This window comes from Microbacterium sp. Cr-K20, from assembly GCF_000708325.1.
Taxonomy (GTDB): domain Bacteria; phylum Actinomycetota; class Actinomycetes; order Actinomycetales; family Microbacteriaceae; genus Microbacterium.
Genome location: NZ_JARE01000054.1, coordinates 1 through 16,814, shown reverse-complemented (window position 1 = coordinate 16,814; position 16,814 = coordinate 1). Strand labels below are relative to the sequence as shown.

Here is a 16,814-nt window from a genome sequence, read left to right as displayed (position 1 = left end):
GGGCTCAGCTCCCCTTTCCCGGCGAGCCCCCCTCGTCGGCCGACTCCACGAGCGAGAGCGGATCCGCGATGTCCTCCAGCGACTTGCCCGCAGCGCTCACCCCGAAGATGCCGCAGACGACGCCGCCGAACATCATGATCGCCGCCCCGAGCACGTACCCCCAGAACAGCGGGCCGCGGTCGCCCGACTCGGCACTCGCACCGATGAGCGACCCGTAGAGCACCGGAGCGATGGCCCCGACGAGCTGCCCGATCGAGAAGACGTACGAGATCACCTGGCTGCGCAGCTCGAGCGGGAAGATCTCGCTCACCGTCAGGTATGCCGCCGACGCGCCAGCCGAGGCGAAGAAGAACGACGCGCACCAGAACGCCGTGTGCGTGGCCGCGTTCAGCACGCCCGCGTTGAACAGGAACGCGCTGACGAGGAGGATCAGGCCCGCAAGCACGTACGTCGAGAACAGCATCCGCCGTCGGCCCCAGGTGTCGAAGAAGTGCCCGAGGATGAGCGCGCCGGCCAGGTTTCCGACCGCGAACACGATGAAGTACTGCGAGGCGGAGGCCGGCGGGGTGTCGTAGAAGTTCTCCAGCACGAGGGCGTAGGTGAAGAAGATCGCGTTGTAGAGGAACGACTGGGTCACCATCATCGTGATGCCGACGAGGGTGCGCCGCGGGTACTTCTTGAACAGCACCTTCGCGATCACGAGGAACGGGACGCTGCCGTACTCCTTGACCGTGATCGCCTTGCTCTCGTCGACCGGGTCGATCGTCTTGCCCTCCTTGCGGATGCGGTCCTCGATCTCGTCGACGTTGCGTTCCGCCTCGTCCTCGCGCCCGTGCGTCATCTGCCAGCGCGGGCTCTCCGGGATGTGCCGGCGCAGCCAGATGATGAGGATGCCGAGCACCGGTCCGACGAAGAAGCTGAGCCGCCAGCCGAGGTCGGCGGGGAGGATGTCGGTGTTGAGGAAGAACATGTTCGCCACGGCACCGAGGGCCGCACCGCCCCAGTAGGTGCCGTTGATCGCGATGTCGACGCGTCCGCGGTACTTCGCCGGGATGATCTCGTCGATGGCCGAGTTGATCGCCGCGTACTCGCCGCCGATGCCCGCGCCCGCCACGAATCGCCAGATGTAGAAGAACCACGGCGCGAACGAGAGACCGGCGACCGCCGACCCGATCAGATACACCGCGAGCGACACGAGGAAGAGGTTCTTGCGGCCGAGTCGGTCAGCGAGGCGTCCGAACACCAGCGCACCGAACACCTGACCCAACAGGTAGCAGGTACCCGCCAAGCCCACCTCGGCCGGCCCCATGCCCAGAGTCGCGGCGTAACCGTTCGCGGCGACGATCTGCACCTCGAGCCCGTCGAGGATCCAGGAGAACCCGAGTCCGACGACGATCATCCAGTGGAATCGCGACCAGGGCAGTCGGTCCATGCGTGCCGGAACGAGCGACCTGACCTCCTTGACGGTGGCGTCGGATGCGGACATGGACCCTCCTTCGTACGCGGGCGAAATCGCCCCGGCATCTGTCTTACTCCGGGCGAGAATTCGCTGCACGGCCTTGACCGCAGGGATCCCCCCGCGCTAGGCACGGCGAAAGGCCCCGATGCGGTCACACATCGGGGCCTTCGGTCGATCAGGTTCAGCTCTCGATGTGCCGCTCGTCGGGGCCGTCGTAGTACGACAGCGGACGGATCAGCGCGTTCGATCCGGCCTGCTCGATCACGTGCGCGGTCCACCCCGTCACCCGCGCCGCCACGAAGAGCGGCGTGAAGGTCAGGGTGTCGAAGCCGATCAGGTTGTACGCCGGACCCGACGGGTAGTCGAGGTTCGGGTAGATGCCCTTGCGGGCGACGAACTCCGACTCGAGAGTGTCGTAGAGGGCGGCGACCTCGGGGCGGTCGTAGTGCTCCACGAGCGTGTCGAGCGCTGCCTTCATGGTCGGCACCCGGGAGTCGCCCTTCTTGTACACGCGGTGCCCGAAGCCCATGATCTTGCGCTTCTCGGAGAGCGCCTTGTCGAGCCAGGGCACGACGTTCTCGGCCGTGCCGATGTCGTCGAAGATGTGCAGCACGGCCTCGTTGGCCCCACCGTGCAGCGGTCCCTTGAGGGCGCCGATCGCGCCGACCACAGCCGAGTAGATGTCGCTCAGGGTCGAGGTGATGACGCGCGCGGTGAACGTCGAGGCGTTGAAGGAGTGCTCGGCGTACAGGATCATCGAGCGGTTGAACGCGTCGACCACGACGCCGTCCGCCTCCTCGCCGAACGTCATCCAGAGGAAGTTCGCGGAGTAGTCGAGGTCGTCACGCGGGGCGATGATCTCCTGCCCGCGACGGCGACGCTGACCGTAGGCGACGATCGCGGGCAGTGCTGCGAACAGGCGGATGCTGCGCTCGAGGTTCTGCTCCGGGCTGCCACCGGCGTCGAGCACCGAACCGCCCGCACCGGGGTCGGAGGCGCCGATCAGGCTGACCGCGGTGCGGACCTCGTCCATCGGGTGGGCGTCGAGCGGCACGAGGTCGATCGCGGCCTTGACGTTGTCGGCGAGCGCGCGGTGCTTCCGCTCTTCGAGACGGAACGCGGCGAGCTCTTCGGGCGTCGGCAGCTCGCCGTTCCACAGGAGGTAGGCGACGGCCTCGAACGGCTGCGTGTCGGCCAGCTCCTGCACGGGATATCCGCGGTACAGCAGGCTGTTCGTCTCGGGGTTGACCTTCGAGATCGCGGTCGTGTCGACGACGACCCCCGCGAGGCCCTTCTTGATGTCCGGCTCGGTCATGGTCACTCCTTCGTGTACTTCGACTCGTCGCTTCGCTCCTCGCTCAGCAACCGGGTCGGATGTCCGCTTCGCTGCGCTCAGCGACCGGTGTTGTCGACTGTGAAGTTGAAGACGCCGGAGTCGAAATGGTTGTACGACTCGTAGTCGATCAGATCGTAGAGATCGGCGCGGTGCTGCATCTCGCCGAGCTTCGAGGTCAGGTGCCCCTCGTCGTTCAGCGTATCGAGAGCACGACCGGCGGCCCCCATCGAGATGCGCAGCAGCGACACCGGCCAGATGACCAGGTTGACGCCGGCATCACGCAGCTGGTCGGTGGAGAACAGCTCGCTCTTGCCGAACTCGGTCATGTTCGCAAGGATCGGCACGTCGAGCGCCTCGGCCATCGCCTCGAACTCGGCGAGCGTGCGCATCGCCTCGGGGAAGATCGCGTCGGCACCGGCATCCGCCAGCGCCTTGGCCCGATCGATCGCGGCATCCAGCCCCTCGATCGCGCGGATGTCGGTGCGCGCCATGATGAGGAAGTTCTCGTCGCGGCGGGCGTCGGCGGCAGCCCGGATGCGCTTGATCGCGGTGTTCTCGTCGACGACGGCCTTGCCGTCGAGGTGTCCGCACCGCTTCGGATTGATCTGGTCTTCGATGTGCGTGCCGGCGAGGCCCGCGTCTTCGAGCTCCTGGATCGTGCGGGCGACGTTCATCGGCTCGCCGAAGCCGGTGTCGGCGTCGACGATCGCGGGGAGGTCGGTCATGCGGGCGATCTGCTTCGCCCGTCCGGCGACCTCGGTCAGCGTCGTGAGGCCGATGTCGGGCAGCCCCAGGTCGGCGGAGAGCACGGCGCCGGAGATGTAGACCCCGTCGAAGCCCTTCTGCTCGATCAGCCGGGCGCTCAGCGGGTTGAAGGCTCCGGGGAAGCGCAGCAGTTCGCCGCTCGCCAGCCGCTCCCGGAACAGCCGCCGCTTCTCGGCGGGCGTGACGGTGGAGTACAGCATCAGAAGAGTCCCGCAGGCGCCGGGGCAGCCTCGAGCAGCCCGGGCTTCGCGACGATCGACAGCTCGCCGACCTCGGCGGCCGTGAGCTCGGGCAGGCGCTGCACGAGGGAGAGGAACCGCTCGATCTCGGCCGGCTCCAACACGGGCTCGGCGAGCAGACGGAACTTGGCGATGTAGTTCTCGCGCGCGAACGGACGGGCGCCCAGCGGATGCGCGTCGGCCACGGCGATCTCGTCGACCACGGTCGAGCCGTCGGTCAGGCGGATCTCGACGCGACCGCCGAAGGCCTTCTCGGCCGGGTCCTCGGAGTGGTAGCGGCGGGTCCACTCGGCGTCCTCCGCCGTGGTGATCTTGTGCCACAGCGCGACCGTGTCGGCGCGGCCCGCACGCTCGGGGGCGTAGGAGTCGACGTGGTGCCAGCCGCCGTCCTGCAGCGCGACCGCGAAGATGTAGGGCACCGAGTGGTCGAGGGTCTCGCGCGATGCGGTCGGGTCGTACTTCTGCGGGTCGTTCGCGCCGGAGCCGATCACGTTGTGCGTGTGGTGGCTGGTGTGGATGACGATCGAGTCGATGTTCGCGGGGTCACGCAGCGCCGGGTTCTCGATCCCGAGCTTGCGGGCGAGGTCGATGAGCGCCTGCGCCTGATACTCGGCCGAGTGCTCCTTCGTGTACGAGTCGAGGATCGCGCGCTTGGGCTCGCCCGCGGCGGGCAGCGGCACGTCGTAGGACGCGTCCTTGCCGTCGAGCATCCACGCGATCACACCGTCTTCGCCCTCGTAGATCGGCGCGGGGCTGGTCTGCCCGCGCATGGCCCGGTCGACCGCCTCGACGGCCATCTTGCCCGCGAAGGCCGGGGCGTGCGCCTTCCAGGTGGAGATCTCGCCCTTGCGGCTCTGCCGAGTGGCGGTCGTCGTGTGCAGACCCTGGCCCACAGCCTGGTAGATCGTCTCGACGTCGAGCCCGAGCAGGGTGCCGATGCCGGCGGCCGCCGACGGGCCGAGGTGGGCGACGTGGTCGATCTTGTGCTTGTGCAGGCAGATCGCGCGCACGAGGTCCATCTGGATCTCGTAGCCGGTCGCGATGCCGCGCACGAGCGCCCGACCGTCCTTGCCGGTGTGCTGGGCGACCGCGAGGATCGGCGGGATGTTATCGCCGGGGTGCGAGTACTCCGCCGCGAGGAACGTGTCGTGGTAGTCGAGTTCGCGCACGGCCACGCCGTTCGCCCAGGCCGCCCACTCGGGGCTGGTGCGGTGGTCGAGCGCCGCACCGAACAGGTTCGCTCCGACGCCGCCGGTGGAGACGGGGTGGCTGAACGCCTGCGCGCGGGCGGCGTTGATCGGCGCGCGGGTGAGGGAGGCCGCGGCCACCGAGGCATTGTCGATGATGCGGTTGATGATCATGTCGACGACGTCCTGCTCGACCTCGACCCGGTCGGCGGCGACCTCGGCGATCTTCCAGGCGAGCTGATCTTCGCGCGCGAGGTTCTCGTCGCTGCGGTGCACACGGACGTGATGGGTGACGGTCATTTCTTATCCTTCGCTGGTGCTGGAGTCGAGAGAGTCGAGGATGCCGGTGAGGGCGTTGTGCAGGTGCACGTGGGTGGCATGGGCGGCGAGGTCGCCGTCGCGGGCGGCGAGCGCCTCGGCGATCGTGCGGTGCTCGGCGGCGGATGCCGCGAGTCGGGCGGGCTTGTCGCGGGCCATCCGGCGCACGCGCACGAGGTGCGTGCGCACGGTGCGCAGGGCCGAGGCGATGTAGTCGTTCGCGACGGCCGCATCGAGGGCACCGTCGAACCGGGCGATCAGCGCGTAGTAGGCGTCACGGCCTGCGGGACCGGTGAGGTCGACGTGCGCGAACTCCGCGGCGAGCTCGGCGAACAGACCGGCGTCCCCCCGCACGGCGGCGAGCCGGGCGGAGCTCTCCTCCAGCGCGCGGCGGATCTCGAACAGCGAGCGGATGTCGTCGGCATCCAGGTCGGCGACCACGGTCACGCGCGGCGACTGCTGGACGACGAGACCGTCGCCGGCCAGTCGGCGCAGCGCCTCCCGCATCGGAGTGCGACTCACACCGAGACGCTCGGCCTGCTCGACCTCCCCGAGAACGAAGCCGGCCGGAAGAGCACCCGACTGGATGTCGTCGAGCAGGGCCGTGTACGCGCGATCACTCGCGGAGAAGCGCTCGACAACAGGGGGCATGCCCTCAGTGTATACATAAAGGAGCGGGACGGGCCTCTCAGTCTTTTTCTACGGGCTTCCCGTATACATTCCCGGGGGCGGGCACCGGCTCCACGAACTCCGGAGCGACGGGCTCCCCCAGCTTGACCACGACGACCCCCACGAGAACGAGCACTCCGCCGAGCCCCTGCAGCAGATCGGGAAGCTGGCCGAGCAGCAGCCAGCCGAACAGGAGCGCGGCGACCACCTCGGCGAGCGCGACGAAGGAGGCGAGCCGCGAACCCAGCATCCGCGTCGAGGCGATGCCGAGCAGGTACGCGAGGGCCGTCGCCACGACACCGATCGCCAGCACGGGGACGAACCAGGGCACACTGCCGAAACGGTAGGCGATGTCGTCGGTCGTCCACGCGATCGGCAGGACGCCGATCGCCCCGGCCGCCGTGAGACCGAGTGCACCGATCAGCAGCCCGCTGCCGGCGAGCGCGAGCGGCGGCAGGCCGGTGTCGACTCTGGCCGAGAGCACGAAGTACGTCGCCGCCCCGACCATGGCTCCGAGCGCCCACAGGATGCCGGCCACGTCGACATCGGCCCCCGTGAGGATGTCGAGCATGAGCACCAGCCCGACGATGGCGATGATCGCCCCGATGATGCTGCGGCGCGTCGGCCGCTCCCCCCGGCGCAGCCACAGCCACAGCAGCACCGCGACCGGTGCCGTGTACTCGATGAGCAGCGCCAGCCCCACATCCATGACGGCGACGGCCTGGAAGTAGAAGAGCTGGGTCGCGGTGACGGCGAGCAGTCCGTAGGCGAGGATCATGCCGGCGTTGCGGCGAAGGAGACCCCACCGCCCGCGCAGCGACAGGATCGTGGGGATGAGCAGCACGAGGGCCGCCACCCAGATGCGCGCGGTGACCGCGGCCCCCGGCGTCCACCCCGCGTCGATGAGCCCGCGCGCCCACGCGCCGGACATGCCGAACGACAGCGCGGCCGCGATGGCGAGCGGCAACCCCAGACGCACACCGCGTGCGGACGCGACCGCCACGCTGTCATCACTCACCCTGCTCATGATCGATGACGCTACTCGCGCGCGCTGTAAGATGTCAACGTGATCTTCACCGATGACACCCAAGAGGGCCTCCGCGCCGCCGTCTGGCTCGTGAACTCGGCCGAGGATCCGGACACGCTGGTCGACCTCGACGACGAGCGCGCCTTCCTCCGCGAGTTCCCCTACACCGGACGACTCGACCGCGATGAGGACGAGCTCGCCTCCCTGCGCCGCCTGCGCCCGCGTCTGCGATCCATGCTGCTGGCGCCGCGCGACGAGATGGCCGAACTCGTCAACGCCGCCCTCGCCGAGTCCCGCCTCACCCCGCGACTGCTCCGCCACGACGGGGTCGATTGGCACCTCCATGCCGTGGCCGACGAGCATCCGCTGGCGGAGCGCGTGCTGATCGAGACCGCGATGGCGCTGATCGACGTCATCCGCGCCGAGGAGGGCTCGCGCCTCTCCGTGTGTGCGGACGACACCTGCCTGGCGATCGCCCTGGATCTCTCCCGCAACCGCTCGAAGCGCTACTGCTCGACGACCTGCGCGAACCGCAACGCCGTCGCCGCCTATCGCGCGCGCCGGGCCGTGGACTGACGCGCGAACTCAGGCACCGACGTGCGCACCCCGCCAGGTGTAGGCCGTAATGGTGTCGGCCTTCATCTCCATGCCGTTCCCGGGCGCCGTCGGCGCCATGTAGGAGCCACCGCGGATGTCGGTCGGCACGACGAAGTGCTCGTGCAGGTGGTCGACGAACTCGATCATGCGGCCCTCACGGGTGCCGGTGACCGCGACGAAGTCGAACATCGACAGGTGCTGCACCGCTTCGCACAGCCCCACCCCACCCGCGTGCGGGCACACCGGCACGCCGAATTTGGCGGCGAGCAGCAGGTTGGCGATGTTCTCGTTGACGCCGCCGACGCGCACGGCATCGATCTGCATGACGGAGATGGCATCCGCCTGCAGCAGTTGCTTGAAGATGACACGGTTCTGGGCGTGCTCGCCGGTGGCGACGCGGATCGGTGCCACGCCGCGCGCGATCTCGGCGTGCCCGAGCACGTCATCGGGGCTGGTCGGCTCCTCGATCCACGCGGGGTGGAACTCGGCGAGCGCATTCACCCACTCGATCGCCTCCGACACCTCCCAGCGCTGATTCGCGTCGATCGCGATCGGGAAGTCCGGTCCGCACACCTCGCGGGCTTTGCGGAAGCGGCGGATGTCGTCCTGCAGGTCGGCGCCGACCTTGAGCTTGATCTGCGTGAAGCCGTCGGCCATGGCCTCGCGGGCGAGCCGCTCGAGCTTCTCGTCGGAGTATCCGAGCCAACCGGGACTCGTCGTGTAGGCCGGGTACCCGGTGGCGAGCAGCTGCTCTTCCCGTTCGGCACGCCCCTGCTCGACGGCACGCAGGATGTCGAGGGCGTCCTCGCGGGTGAGGGCGTTCGTGAGGTAGCGGAAGTCGACGAGGTCGACGAGTTCTTCCGGGGTCATGCGGGCGAGCAGCTGCCAGAGGGGCAGCCCCGCGCGCTTGGCCTTGATGTCCCACAGGGCGTTGATGACGGCGCCGATGGCCATGTGCATGACGCCCTTCTCGGGGCCGAGCCACCGCAGCTGCGAGTCGCCGATGATCGCCCGGTAAGTGCCGCCCATGTCGTCGAGCAGGGGTTCGAGCTCGCGGCCGACGAGGTGGTCCGCGAGCGCGTCGATCCCGGCGACCTGCACGTCGTTGCCCCGCCCGATCGTGAAGACGAACGCGTGGCCCTCGATGCCGTCCTCGGCGTCCGTGCGCACGATCACGTACGCGGCGGAGTAGTCGGGGTCGGGGTTCATCGCGTCCGAACCATCCAGGCTCAACGACGTCGGGAAGCGGATGTCGGTGGTGTCGAGGGCGACGATACGGGTCACGGGGGTCCTCTCCGTGCACGGCGGATCTCTTCCGTGCGGATACCTTGGAGTGTAAACATCCGATGTCTATACTGTCAACGAGATGGGCCGCAGCGTCGTGGCCTCCCCACCGATCAGGAGAATCATGAAGTTCGCGCGGCTCGGCACCCCCGGCACGGAGATCCCCGTCCTCGTGGAGGGTGACCACTACCTCGACCTCCGCTCTCTGACATCCGATGTGAACGGCGACTTCCTCGAGAGCGACTTCGTCGCCAGGGTCTCGGCGGCCCGCGATGCCGGGGAGCTTCCGGAACTCGCGGATGCCGCGGCGATGCGCATCGGCGCACCGATCGCCCGTCCGAGCGCCGTGATCTGCATCGGCATGAACTACGCCGCCCACGCGGCCGAGTCGGGTTCGGAGCCGCCGACCATCCCCATCCTCTTCCTGAAGACGCCCAACACGGTGGTCGGACCCGACGACGCGGTGACGATCCCCCGCGGCAGCGAGAAGACCGACTGGGAGGTCGAGCTCGGCATCGTGATCGGCGCTCGCGCGGCCTACCTCGACTCCCCCGAGGAGTCGCTCGCCCACGTGGCCGGCTTCGTCGCCGCGAACGACGTCTCGGAGCGGGCGTTCCAGATCGAGGTGTCGGGCGGGCAGTGGTCCAAGGGCAAGATCGCCCCGGGATTCAACCCCACCGGCCCGTGGCTCGTCACTCCCGACGAGGTCGACCACCACGCGCTCGGACTGCGCAGCTTCGTGAACGGCGAGCCGCGGCAGGACTCGAACACGAGCGACATGATCTTCACGGTCGAGCACATCGTGCACCACCTGTCGCAGTACGTGACGCTCGAGCCGGGCGACCTGATCCTCACCGGCACCCCGCAGGGCGTCGCGCTCTCGGGGAAGTACCCCTACCTCGCACCCGGCGACGTGGTCGAGATCGAGATCGACGGCCTCGGCCGCCAGCGACAGGAGTTCGTGGCATGGGAGGCACAGAAGTGAGCGCACTGAACGGGCTGGTGGCGATCGTCACCGGCGGAGCATCCGGGATCGGTGCGGCGATCGCGCAGCGTCTGCACGCCGACGGGGCGACCATCGCGGTGCTCGACCGCGACACCGCCGGCGCCGACCCCGCCTTCGCGGCCTTCACCGCCGACGTCTCGGATCGCACGAGCGTCGACGTGGCGGTCACGGCGGTGGCCGAGCGGTTCGGGCGCATCGACATCGTCGTGAACAATGCCGGGATCGGCGCGCAGGGCGACGTCGCCGCGAACGACGACGACGAGTGGGCGCGGGTGCTCTCGATCAACGTGACCGGCATCGCCCGCGTGACCGCGGCCGCACTGCCCTGGCTGCGGCAGTCGCCTGCCGCGGCGGTCTGCAACACCGCATCCATCGCCTCCACCACCGGACTCCCGCAGCGGGCGCTGTACAGCGCGTCGAAGGGAGCCGTCTCGGCACTGACCCGCGCGATGGCGGCCGACCACCTGCGCGAGGGCATCCGAGTGAACGCGGTCAACCCCGGCACGGCCGACACCCCGTGGGTCGGGCGCCTGCTGGATTCGGCCGTCGACCCCGCGGCCGAACGCGCCGCGCTCGAGGCCCGCCAGCCGCACGGGCGACTCGTCGACCCCGATGAGGTGGCCGCCGCGGTCGCCTACCTCGTGAGCCCCGCCGCCGGTTCGACGACCGGCACGTCCATCGAGGTCGACGGCGGCATGGCACGGTTGCGGCTTCGCGCGGAGTGATTTCCGCGCGACGTCACCCGCGGTTGCCGCGGAACCAGCCCCGGATGCCGTGACGCGGAGGCTCCGCGGTCGGCGCCTGCGGCCGGGCATCCGTGCGATAGAACTGTTCGGCGGTGGTCCAGAAGATCGCGTCGAGGTCATGGCCCCGCGCATCCGCCCAGGCGATCACCGTGTCGGCCCAGCGCGTGCGGGCCGTGGGCTGGTAGGTCGGCGAGCCGTCCTCCGGTGCGTGCGGGTCGTCGTCCTCGGCCGGTCCGATGACCGAGACGGGCCAGTCGCTCCCCCACATCAGCCGCTCGATCCCGAACGCATCGGCCGCCACATCGAGGAAGGGGATGAGCTGCGCCGCGTCCCAGTCCCCGCCGGCCTCGCCGGGCAGCCCCGAGAGCTTGCAGAAGGTGTTCGGATGCCGCGCCAGCTCGGTCAGGTCGCGGGCCCATTCCGGGGTCGGCGCCAGCGGAGCCGCGGCCGTGCCCACGGCGGGCTTCCCCAGATGATCGAGTACGAGCCGCAGCTCCGGGATGGCTCCGGCGAGGCGGGCGACATCCGGCAGCTGCGCGGCGCGCACGCACGCGTCGAAGGTCAGACCGCGCGCGGCGACCTCGCGCGCACCGGTCACGAAGGCCGCCGACACCGCCAGTCCGTCGGGCTCGCCCTGCAGGTTGTGCCGCACGCCGACGACGAGCGGCTCGGCCGCGAGACCTTCGAGGTGCGCGACCGTGTCGGTCCCCCGGTCGAGGCGGATGCCGGCGACGATGCCGACCACTCCGAGCGCGGGCGCGAGCCCTGCGACCCAGAGCACCTCATCGAGGAAGTCGTCGTCGACGGTCCCGGCCTGCACGAACACGCACTTCTCGGTCTCGGCGCGCTCCAGGCGGGCGTGCTCGAGTTCCAGGTCGGCGAACCGGTACGCCATCGGGCCTTCGAGCCACGTGTAGGTCAGCGCCTCCGGATCCCACAGGTGCAGATGTGCATCGAGAACTCGCATCCCCTCATCCTGCCGCAGACATCGGAGCAATCGCTAGGATGACGCCATGGCTGTGACGGACGACGCGATCGCGAAGATCAAGGCGATGATCGTGTCGGGCGAGTTGACCCCCGGTGATCGACTGCCTCCGGAGAAGGAGCTCTCCGAGCGGCTCGGCCTCTCCCGCAGCTCGATGCGCGAGGCGGTCAAGGCGCTCGAGGTCATCCGCGTGCTCGACGTGCGGCGCGGCGACGGCACCTATGTGACGAGTCTCGAGCCGCACCTGCTGCTGGAGGCGATCTCGTTCGTCGTCGACATGCACGATGACGACTCGATGCTCGAGATCTTCGCCGTGCGCCGGATGCTGGAGTCGCAGGCATCCGGCCTCGCCGCCACGTTGGGCACCGACGAGCAGATCGCCGAGCTGCAGCGCGAGGTCGAGGGCGTGGATGCCTCCGTCAGCATCGAGGAGCTCGTCGACCACGACATCCGGTTCCACCGCGAGATCGTGGCGATGGCGGGCAATGCGTACCTCGCGAGCCTGATCGAGCACCTGAGCAGCCAGACGATGCGCGCCCGCGCCTGGCGCGGACTCACCGAGAGCGGCGCCGTCGAGCGCACCCTGTCGGAGCACCGGGCGATCGCCGACGCGGTCGCCCAGCGCGACCCCGCACTGGCGACCTCGCTGACGACCGCGCACATCGCGGGCATCGAGCGCTGGCTGCGCCACGCGACGGCGCCCTGAGCGCGGGGTCGCTCCCTGCACGGCATCTGCACCGGCCGATAGTCTCGAGGGTATGAGCGACTGGACCAGCACCGCGATCGCCCTGCTGGAAGCCGACGCGAACCGCAGTGCCGACACGCACCTGCACCTCTTCCCGCTGCCGCCCGAGTGGGGCATCGACCTGTATCTCAAGGACGAGTCCGTCCACCCGACCGGGTCGCTCAAGCACCGTCTGGCGCGCTCGCTCCTGCTCTACGGACTGGTCAACGGCCGCATCAGGGAAGACACCACGCTCGTCGAGTCGTCGAGCGGATCGACCGCCGTCTCCGAGGCATACTTCGCCCGCATGCTGGGGCTGCCGTTCATCACGGTGGTGCCGCGCTCGACCGTGCAGGAGAAGATCGATCTCATCGAGTTCTACGGTGGCACCTGCCACTTCGTCGACCGCGCCGAAGACATGTCGCCCGAGGCGCAGCGCCTCGCGTCCGACTGCACCGGCCACTACCTCGACCAGTTCACGTTCGCCGAGCGCGCGACCGACTGGCGGGGCAACAACAACATCGCGGAGAGCGTGTTCAGTCAGCTCGCGCAGGAGCGGCATCCGATCCCCACCTGGATCGTGACCGGCGCCGGAACCGGCGGCACGAGCGCGACGTTCGGGCGGTATGTGAAGTACCGCCGCCACGAGACGAAGGTCGCCGTGGTCGACCCGGAGGGCTCGGCGTTCTATGACGGCTGGGCCGGCACGGTCGACCCGCCCGCCGGGCGCCCCAGCCGCATCGAGGGCATCGGCCGGCCGCAGGTCGAGGCCTCGTTCGTGCCCACCGTGATCGACGAGATGATCCGGGTGCCGGATGCCGGGTCGATCGCCGCGATCCGGATGCTGCGCGAGCGCACCCTGCACTGGGCCGGCGGCTCGACCGGCACGAACCTGTACGGCGCGTTCCAGCTGATCGCCCGGATGCGGGCCGCGGGCGAGACCGGCAGCGTCGTCACTCTGATCTGCGACAGCGGGGTCCGCTACGCGGGCACCTACTACTCCGATGAGTGGGTCGCGGCGCAGGGCTGGGACCTCGCCCCACATCGCGCGCGGCTCGATCGGTTCCTGGAATCGGGCGTCTGGGGCGAGTGACGGCGTCGGGCTACGCTGGCCGCATGACAACTCTGATCCTCACCGTCGCGGGTGCAGACCGTCCTGGCCTCGTGGCCGCCGTCGCCGATGTCGTGGACGCGCACGGCGGCAACTGGGAGAACAGCTCGCTGGCGGAGCTCGCCGGCACGTTCGCGGGCGTTATCGAGGTGTCCGTCGCCGAAGACCGGGCACCGGAGCTGAGTTCCGCGCTGCGCGGGCTCCAGGGACAGGGGCTGCTGACCCTGGCCGTGCTCACCGGGACACCGGATGCGGATGCCGCCGACGATCGACTGCTCCAGATCCAGGTGCTCGGCAACGACCGGCCCGGCATCGTGCGCGAGGTCTCGGCCGTGCTGAGCGCGCACGCGCTGAGCATCGAGGAGCTCGCGACCGAGACCCGGGATGCCGCGATGGCCGGTGGCCGCCTGTTCGAGGCATCGGTGGTGGCGAAGGTGCCGGCATCCGTCGATCTGGATGCGCTGCGCGACGACCTCGAGCGCCTCGCCGCCGAGATCCAGGTCGACATCACCCTCGGCTGACCGCCGAGCCGCCGACCTCCCCCGGACAACGAGAAGGCCGCCGTTCCGAGGAACGGCGGCCTTCTCGTGTCCGGCTTCAGACCAGGCGGGACTTCGGCGACACCGAGTAGGTGTGCTCGGCGTCGCGGTTGACCGTGTCGCCCAGCGCCGTGTCGATCGCGGCCAGGGTGTCGGCGTCGAGCTTCACGCCCGAGGCCTTGACCGTCTCGGCGAGCTGCTCGGGACGCGAGGCTCCGACCAGCGCGGCCGCGACGTTCGGGTTCTGCAGCACCCACGCGATCGCGAGCTGCGGCATCGAGAGACCTGCCTGCTCGGCGATCGGCTTCAGGCGCTGGACGGCGGTGAGGATGTCGTCCTGCAGGAAGCTCTTGATGAAGTCGGCGCCGCTGTGCGGGTCGGTCGCGCGCGAGCCCTCGGGCACCGGCTGGCCGGGCAGGTACTTGCCGCTGAGCACGCCCTGCGCCATCGGCGACCAGACGATCTGCGAGATCCCGAGCTCTTCGGAGGCCGGCACGACCTTGCCCTCGATCACACGCCACAGCATGGAGTACTGCGGCTGGTTCGAGATGAGCTGGATGCCGAGCTGCGTGGCGAGAGCGTGCCCCTCGCGCAGCTGTTCGGCCGTCCACTCGGAGACGCCGATGTAGAGGGCCTTGCCCTGACGGACGACGTCGGCGAACGCCTGGAACGTCTCCTCGAGCGGGGTCTCGTAGTCGAAGCGGTGCGCCTGGTACAGGTCGACGTAGTCGGTGCCGAGGCGCTGCAGCGAGCCGTTGATCGACTCGAAGATGTGCTTGCGGCTCAGGCCGGTGTCGTTCGGGCCCTTGGGACCGGTCGGGAAGTAGACCTTCGTGAAGATCTCCAGCCCCTCGCGGCGCTGCCCCTCCAGAGCCTTGCCGAGCACGACCTCCGCCGCCGTGTTGGCGTAGGTGTCGGCGGTGTCGAAGGTGGTGATTCCGGCATCCAGTGCGGCGTGCACGGTCTTGACGGCGGCGTCGTCCTCGACCTGCGAGGCGTGGGTGACCCAGTTGCCGTAGGTGATCTCCGAGACCTTGAGACCGCTGTTGCCGAGATAGCGATAGTTGACCATGGAACAACGCTACTGGCTGCGTGTGATGACGGGGCTGGATGCCGGCATCCGCCATCATGCGGGAGCGACAGCCGCCGGCCGGCGCATCAGCATCACGAGGGGGACGACGACGAGCGCGACGCCGGCGACGAGGCTCACGGCATAGAGCGGTCGCGCCCAGGGCGAGTAGTCCCCGCCGCTGATCCCGAACGTGTCGGCGAGGCTCATCCCCACGCCGAACGACGCGGCGAAGTAGCCGAACGCACCGAGCATCAGCAGCGCCAGGAAGCTCATCACGGGAACCATCGGATGTGCGCGCCCGCGGATCGAGGCGATCGCGACCACCACCGCCAGCGCCACACCGATGCCGAGGATGAAGGCCACCGGCTCCCACAGCAGGATCTCGCCCGCAGCATCCATCTCGGCGCGGATCTCGTCGAGCGTGCGCCCGGGAACGGCGGCGAGCGGATTGAGCACGAGGATCTGCACCGCGGCCACCGCCGCGTAGGCCGTGATGGCGAGCACGCCGGCGATCGAGATCCAGAGTGTCCGGCGCGGCAGCGGTGTCATGCGGGACATCCTAGGAAGGCATCCCGAGAGTCTCCCGATACTCGCGCCAGGCCGCTCCGAGCCGACGGATGCCCTCGGCGAGCACATCGTCCGGTGCGGTGAACGGGATGCGGATGTGGTCGTCCGGAGACACCGACACCGCGAACGCCGCGCTCCCCGCGATCGAGACGCCGTGCGTCGCGGCCACCCGGGCGAGCGCGTCGGCGGAGCCGGCGGGAACCCGGACCCACAGCGACAGCCCGCCGCGCGGCGGCTCGACCTTCCAGTCGGGCAGGTGCTCGGCCATCAGCTCCTGCAACAGCCGCAGGCGCTCCTGGTGGATGCGGCTGTTCGCCCGACGGAGGTCGTCGGCGCGGGCGATGAGATCGAGCGCGAGCAGCTGCCCCGGCACGCTCGTGGACTGGTCGGCGAGCTGCCGGGCCCCGCGCAGGCGGCGGACGAGCACGGGGTCGGCGCGCAACCACCCGATCCGCAGCCCCGCCCACACCCACTTCGACACCGACTCCACGACGATGATGGGCGCGTCCGCCCGCTCGGCCGCGAGGGTCGGCGGCACCACGCCGTCGAAGGAGATGCCGGCCACGACGCGGTCCTCGATCACCGGCACGCCGTACTGGGCGGCGAGTTCGGCGACGCGATGCCGCGCGGCGGCGGGGAGGCGAGACCCCGTGGGGTTCTGGTGGTGCGGGTTGAGGGCCACGAGCACGGGCCGCAGCCGGGCGAGCGCCTGCTCGAGCGCGTCGACGTCGAGTCCGTCCGGACCCATCGGGACACCGTGCACCGTGCCACCGCGCAGGCTGACCGAGTCGGTGACGCCCGGCCAGGTGATCTCCTCGGCGAGCACGATGTCGCCGGGGCTCACGAGCGCGTTGACGACGAGGCTGATGGCCTGCTGCGCGCCGTGCGTGACGAGGATCTGCTCGGGTGTCGTCGGCGTGCCCTCGGCGGCATACATGTCGGCGATGAGGGTGCGCAGCGCGGGGAGGCCCGCCGGGTCGGTCTCGGGCAGCAGCGCCAGCTCGAGCCGCGGCTTGTGCTCGCTGATCAGCTGCACGCCCAGCTCGGAGATCTGCGGCACGGTCCGCAGCAGGTCGATCGCATTGGGCAGGGCCGAGAACAGCGCCTCACCTCGTCCCTGCCGCTGCACGGGGGCGATGGATGCCGCCGCACCGGCGACGCGCGTGCCGCTCCCCTGCCGCCG

17 protein-coding genes are annotated in these 16,814 nt (G+C 69.8%); 6 read left to right on the top strand and 11 right to left on the bottom strand.

Translation table 11 applies throughout. The annotated features are described in order from the left end of the window. Nucleotides 1-4: 4 nt before the first annotated feature. From GZ67_RS0113170 to GZ67_RS0113145, 6 genes are all read right to left on the bottom strand, one after another. Nucleotides 5-1,486 (bottom strand): MFS transporter, encoded by a 1,482-nt coding sequence (locus tag GZ67_RS0113170; protein ID WP_029263916.1) that lies wholly within the window; start codon nt 1,484-1,486, stop codon nt 5-7. A 154-nt stretch (nt 1,487-1,640) separates the two neighbouring features. Beyond that, nucleotides 1,641-2,774, bottom strand: coding sequence for a bifunctional 2-methylcitrate synthase/citrate synthase (locus GZ67_RS0113165; protein ID WP_029263915.1), 1,134 nt, complete (start codon nt 2,772-2,774; stop codon nt 1,641-1,643). Between the two features lie 77 nt (nt 2,775-2,851). Next, on the bottom strand, nt 2,852-3,760 hold the full coding sequence (prpB, locus tag GZ67_RS0113160) for a methylisocitrate lyase (protein WP_029263914.1): 909 nt from the start codon (nt 3,758-3,760) through the stop codon (nt 2,852-2,854). After that, nucleotides 3,760-5,286 carry an MmgE/PrpD family protein gene (locus tag GZ67_RS0113155; protein WP_029263913.1) on the bottom strand — a complete coding sequence of 509 codons (1,527 nt, stop codon included), beginning with the start codon at nt 5,284-5,286 and terminating at the stop codon, nt 3,760-3,762. The genes prpB and GZ67_RS0113155 overlap by 1 nt, the downstream gene beginning before the upstream one ends. Nucleotides 5,287-5,289: 3 nt before the next feature. After that, nucleotides 5,290-5,955, bottom strand: a complete 666-nt coding sequence (locus GZ67_RS0113150) for a GntR family transcriptional regulator (protein ID WP_029263912.1) — start codon at nt 5,953-5,955, stop codon at nt 5,290-5,292. A 37-nt stretch (nt 5,956-5,992) separates the two neighbouring features. Continuing rightward, nucleotides 5,993-7,000 carry an EamA family transporter gene (locus tag GZ67_RS0113145; RefSeq protein WP_029263911.1) on the bottom strand — a complete coding sequence of 336 codons (1,008 nt, stop codon included), beginning with the start codon at nt 6,998-7,000 and terminating at the stop codon, nt 5,993-5,995. Nucleotides 7,001-7,039: 39 nt separating this feature from the next. Between GZ67_RS0113145 and GZ67_RS0113140 the strand changes: the two genes are divergently transcribed. Then, nucleotides 7,040-7,576: a CGNR zinc finger domain-containing protein gene (locus GZ67_RS0113140; protein WP_029263910.1), complete on the top strand. Its 537-nt coding sequence runs from the start codon at nt 7,040-7,042 to the stop codon at nt 7,574-7,576. A 9-nt stretch (nt 7,577-7,585) separates the two neighbouring features. Here GZ67_RS0113140 and GZ67_RS0113135 read toward each other — a convergent pair whose 3' ends face one another. After that, nucleotides 7,586-8,881, bottom strand: a complete 1,296-nt coding sequence (locus GZ67_RS0113135) for an L-fuconate dehydratase (RefSeq protein WP_029263909.1) — start codon at nt 8,879-8,881, stop codon at nt 7,586-7,588. A gap of 124 nt (nt 8,882-9,005) precedes the next feature. Here GZ67_RS0113135 and GZ67_RS0113130 point away from each other — a divergent pair, with 124 nt between their 5' ends. Beyond that, complete coding sequence (locus tag GZ67_RS0113130; protein WP_029263908.1) at nt 9,006-9,866, top strand: fumarylacetoacetate hydrolase family protein; 861 nt, start codon at nt 9,006-9,008, stop codon at nt 9,864-9,866. After that, nucleotides 9,848-10,612 (top strand): SDR family NAD(P)-dependent oxidoreductase, encoded by a 765-nt coding sequence (locus GZ67_RS0113125; RefSeq protein ID WP_029263907.1) that lies wholly within the window; start codon nt 9,848-9,850, stop codon nt 10,610-10,612. Before GZ67_RS0113130 ends, GZ67_RS0113125 begins: the two co-directional genes overlap by 19 nt. Before the next feature lie 13 nt (nt 10,613-10,625). Here the strand turns inward: GZ67_RS0113125 and GZ67_RS0113120 are convergent, their stop codons facing one another. Beyond that, nucleotides 10,626-11,600: an amidohydrolase family protein gene (locus GZ67_RS0113120; protein ID WP_029263906.1), complete on the bottom strand. Its 975-nt coding sequence runs from the start codon at nt 11,598-11,600 to the stop codon at nt 10,626-10,628. A gap of 46 nt (nt 11,601-11,646) precedes the next feature. On the opposite strand from GZ67_RS0113120, the gene GZ67_RS0113115 reads away from it, so the two are divergent. From GZ67_RS0113115 to GZ67_RS0113105, 3 genes are read left to right on the top strand one after another with little or no spacing between them, the layout of a single operon-like run. Further along, nucleotides 11,647-12,324 carry a FadR/GntR family transcriptional regulator gene (locus GZ67_RS0113115; RefSeq protein ID WP_029263905.1) on the top strand — a complete coding sequence of 226 codons (678 nt, stop codon included), beginning with the start codon at nt 11,647-11,649 and terminating at the stop codon, nt 12,322-12,324. Nucleotides 12,325-12,376: 52 nt separating this feature from the next. Beyond that, a complete protein-coding gene (locus tag GZ67_RS0113110) occupies nt 12,377-13,435 on the top strand; it encodes a PLP-dependent cysteine synthase family protein (protein ID WP_029263904.1) in 1,059 nt (352 codons plus the stop codon). 23 nt (nt 13,436-13,458) lie between these two features. After that, nucleotides 13,459-13,974, top strand: a complete 516-nt coding sequence (locus GZ67_RS0113105; protein WP_029263903.1) for a glycine cleavage system protein R — start codon at nt 13,459-13,461, stop codon at nt 13,972-13,974. Between the two features lie 76 nt (nt 13,975-14,050). On the opposite strand, the gene GZ67_RS0113100 is transcribed toward GZ67_RS0113105, so the two are convergent. From GZ67_RS0113100 to yczR, 3 genes are all read right to left on the bottom strand, one after another. Beyond that, the gene (locus GZ67_RS0113100; protein WP_029263902.1) at nt 14,051-15,064 is read right to left on the bottom strand and encodes an aldo/keto reductase family protein; all 1,014 of its coding nucleotides are present in this window, start codon (nt 15,062-15,064) and stop codon (nt 14,051-14,053) included. 54 nt (nt 15,065-15,118) lie between these two features. Beyond that, complete coding sequence (locus GZ67_RS0113095; RefSeq protein WP_029263901.1) at nt 15,119-15,613, bottom strand: hypothetical protein; 495 nt, start codon at nt 15,611-15,613, stop codon at nt 15,119-15,121. A gap of 10 nt (nt 15,614-15,623) precedes the next feature. Next, on the bottom strand, nt 15,624-16,814 hold a 1,191-nt coding region (gene yczR / locus GZ67_RS0113090), incomplete at its 5' end, for an aminotransferase-like domain-containing protein (RefSeq protein ID WP_029273914.1).

Bases quoted from the DNA above. Each gene is read 5' to 3' on its own strand.
- prpB (WP_029263914.1), bottom strand. From the start codon at position 3,760: ATGCTGTACTCCACCGTCACGCCCGCCGAGAAGCGGCGGCTGTTCCGG.
- GZ67_RS0113125 (WP_029263907.1), top strand. From the start codon at position 9,848: ATGGGAGGCACAGAAGTGAGCGCACTGAACGGGCTGGTGGCGATCGTC.
- GZ67_RS0113150 (WP_029263912.1), bottom strand. From the start codon at position 5,955: ATGCCCCCTGTTGTCGAGCGCTTCTCCGCGAGTGATCGCGCGTACACG.
- GZ67_RS0113145 (WP_029263911.1), bottom strand. From the start codon at position 7,000: ATGAGCAGGGTGAGTGATGACAGCGTGGCGGTCGCGTCCGCACGCGGT.
- GZ67_RS0113130 (WP_029263908.1), top strand. From the start codon at position 9,006: ATGAAGTTCGCGCGGCTCGGCACCCCCGGCACGGAGATCCCCGTCCTC.
- GZ67_RS0113115 (WP_029263905.1), top strand. From the start codon at position 11,647: ATGGCTGTGACGGACGACGCGATCGCGAAGATCAAGGCGATGATCGTG.
- GZ67_RS0113120 (WP_029263906.1), bottom strand. From the start codon at position 11,600: ATGCGAGTTCTCGATGCACATCTGCACCTGTGGGATCCGGAGGCGCTG.
- GZ67_RS0113170 (WP_029263916.1), bottom strand. From the start codon at position 1,486: ATGTCCGCATCCGACGCCACCGTCAAGGAGGTCAGGTCGCTCGTTCCG.
- GZ67_RS0113165 (WP_029263915.1), bottom strand. From the start codon at position 2,774: ATGACCGAGCCGGACATCAAGAAGGGCCTCGCGGGGGTCGTCGTCGAC.
- GZ67_RS0113105 (WP_029263903.1), top strand. From the start codon at position 13,459: ATGACAACTCTGATCCTCACCGTCGCGGGTGCAGACCGTCCTGGCCTC.
- GZ67_RS0113100 (WP_029263902.1), bottom strand. From the start codon at position 15,064: ATGGTCAACTATCGCTATCTCGGCAACAGCGGTCTCAAGGTCTCGGAG.
- GZ67_RS0113155 (WP_029263913.1), bottom strand. From the start codon at position 5,286: ATGACCGTCACCCATCACGTCCGTGTGCACCGCAGCGACGAGAACCTC.
- GZ67_RS0113095 (WP_029263901.1), bottom strand. From the start codon at position 15,613: ATGACACCGCTGCCGCGCCGGACACTCTGGATCTCGATCGCCGGCGTG.
- GZ67_RS0113110 (WP_029263904.1), top strand. From the start codon at position 12,377: ATGAGCGACTGGACCAGCACCGCGATCGCCCTGCTGGAAGCCGACGCG.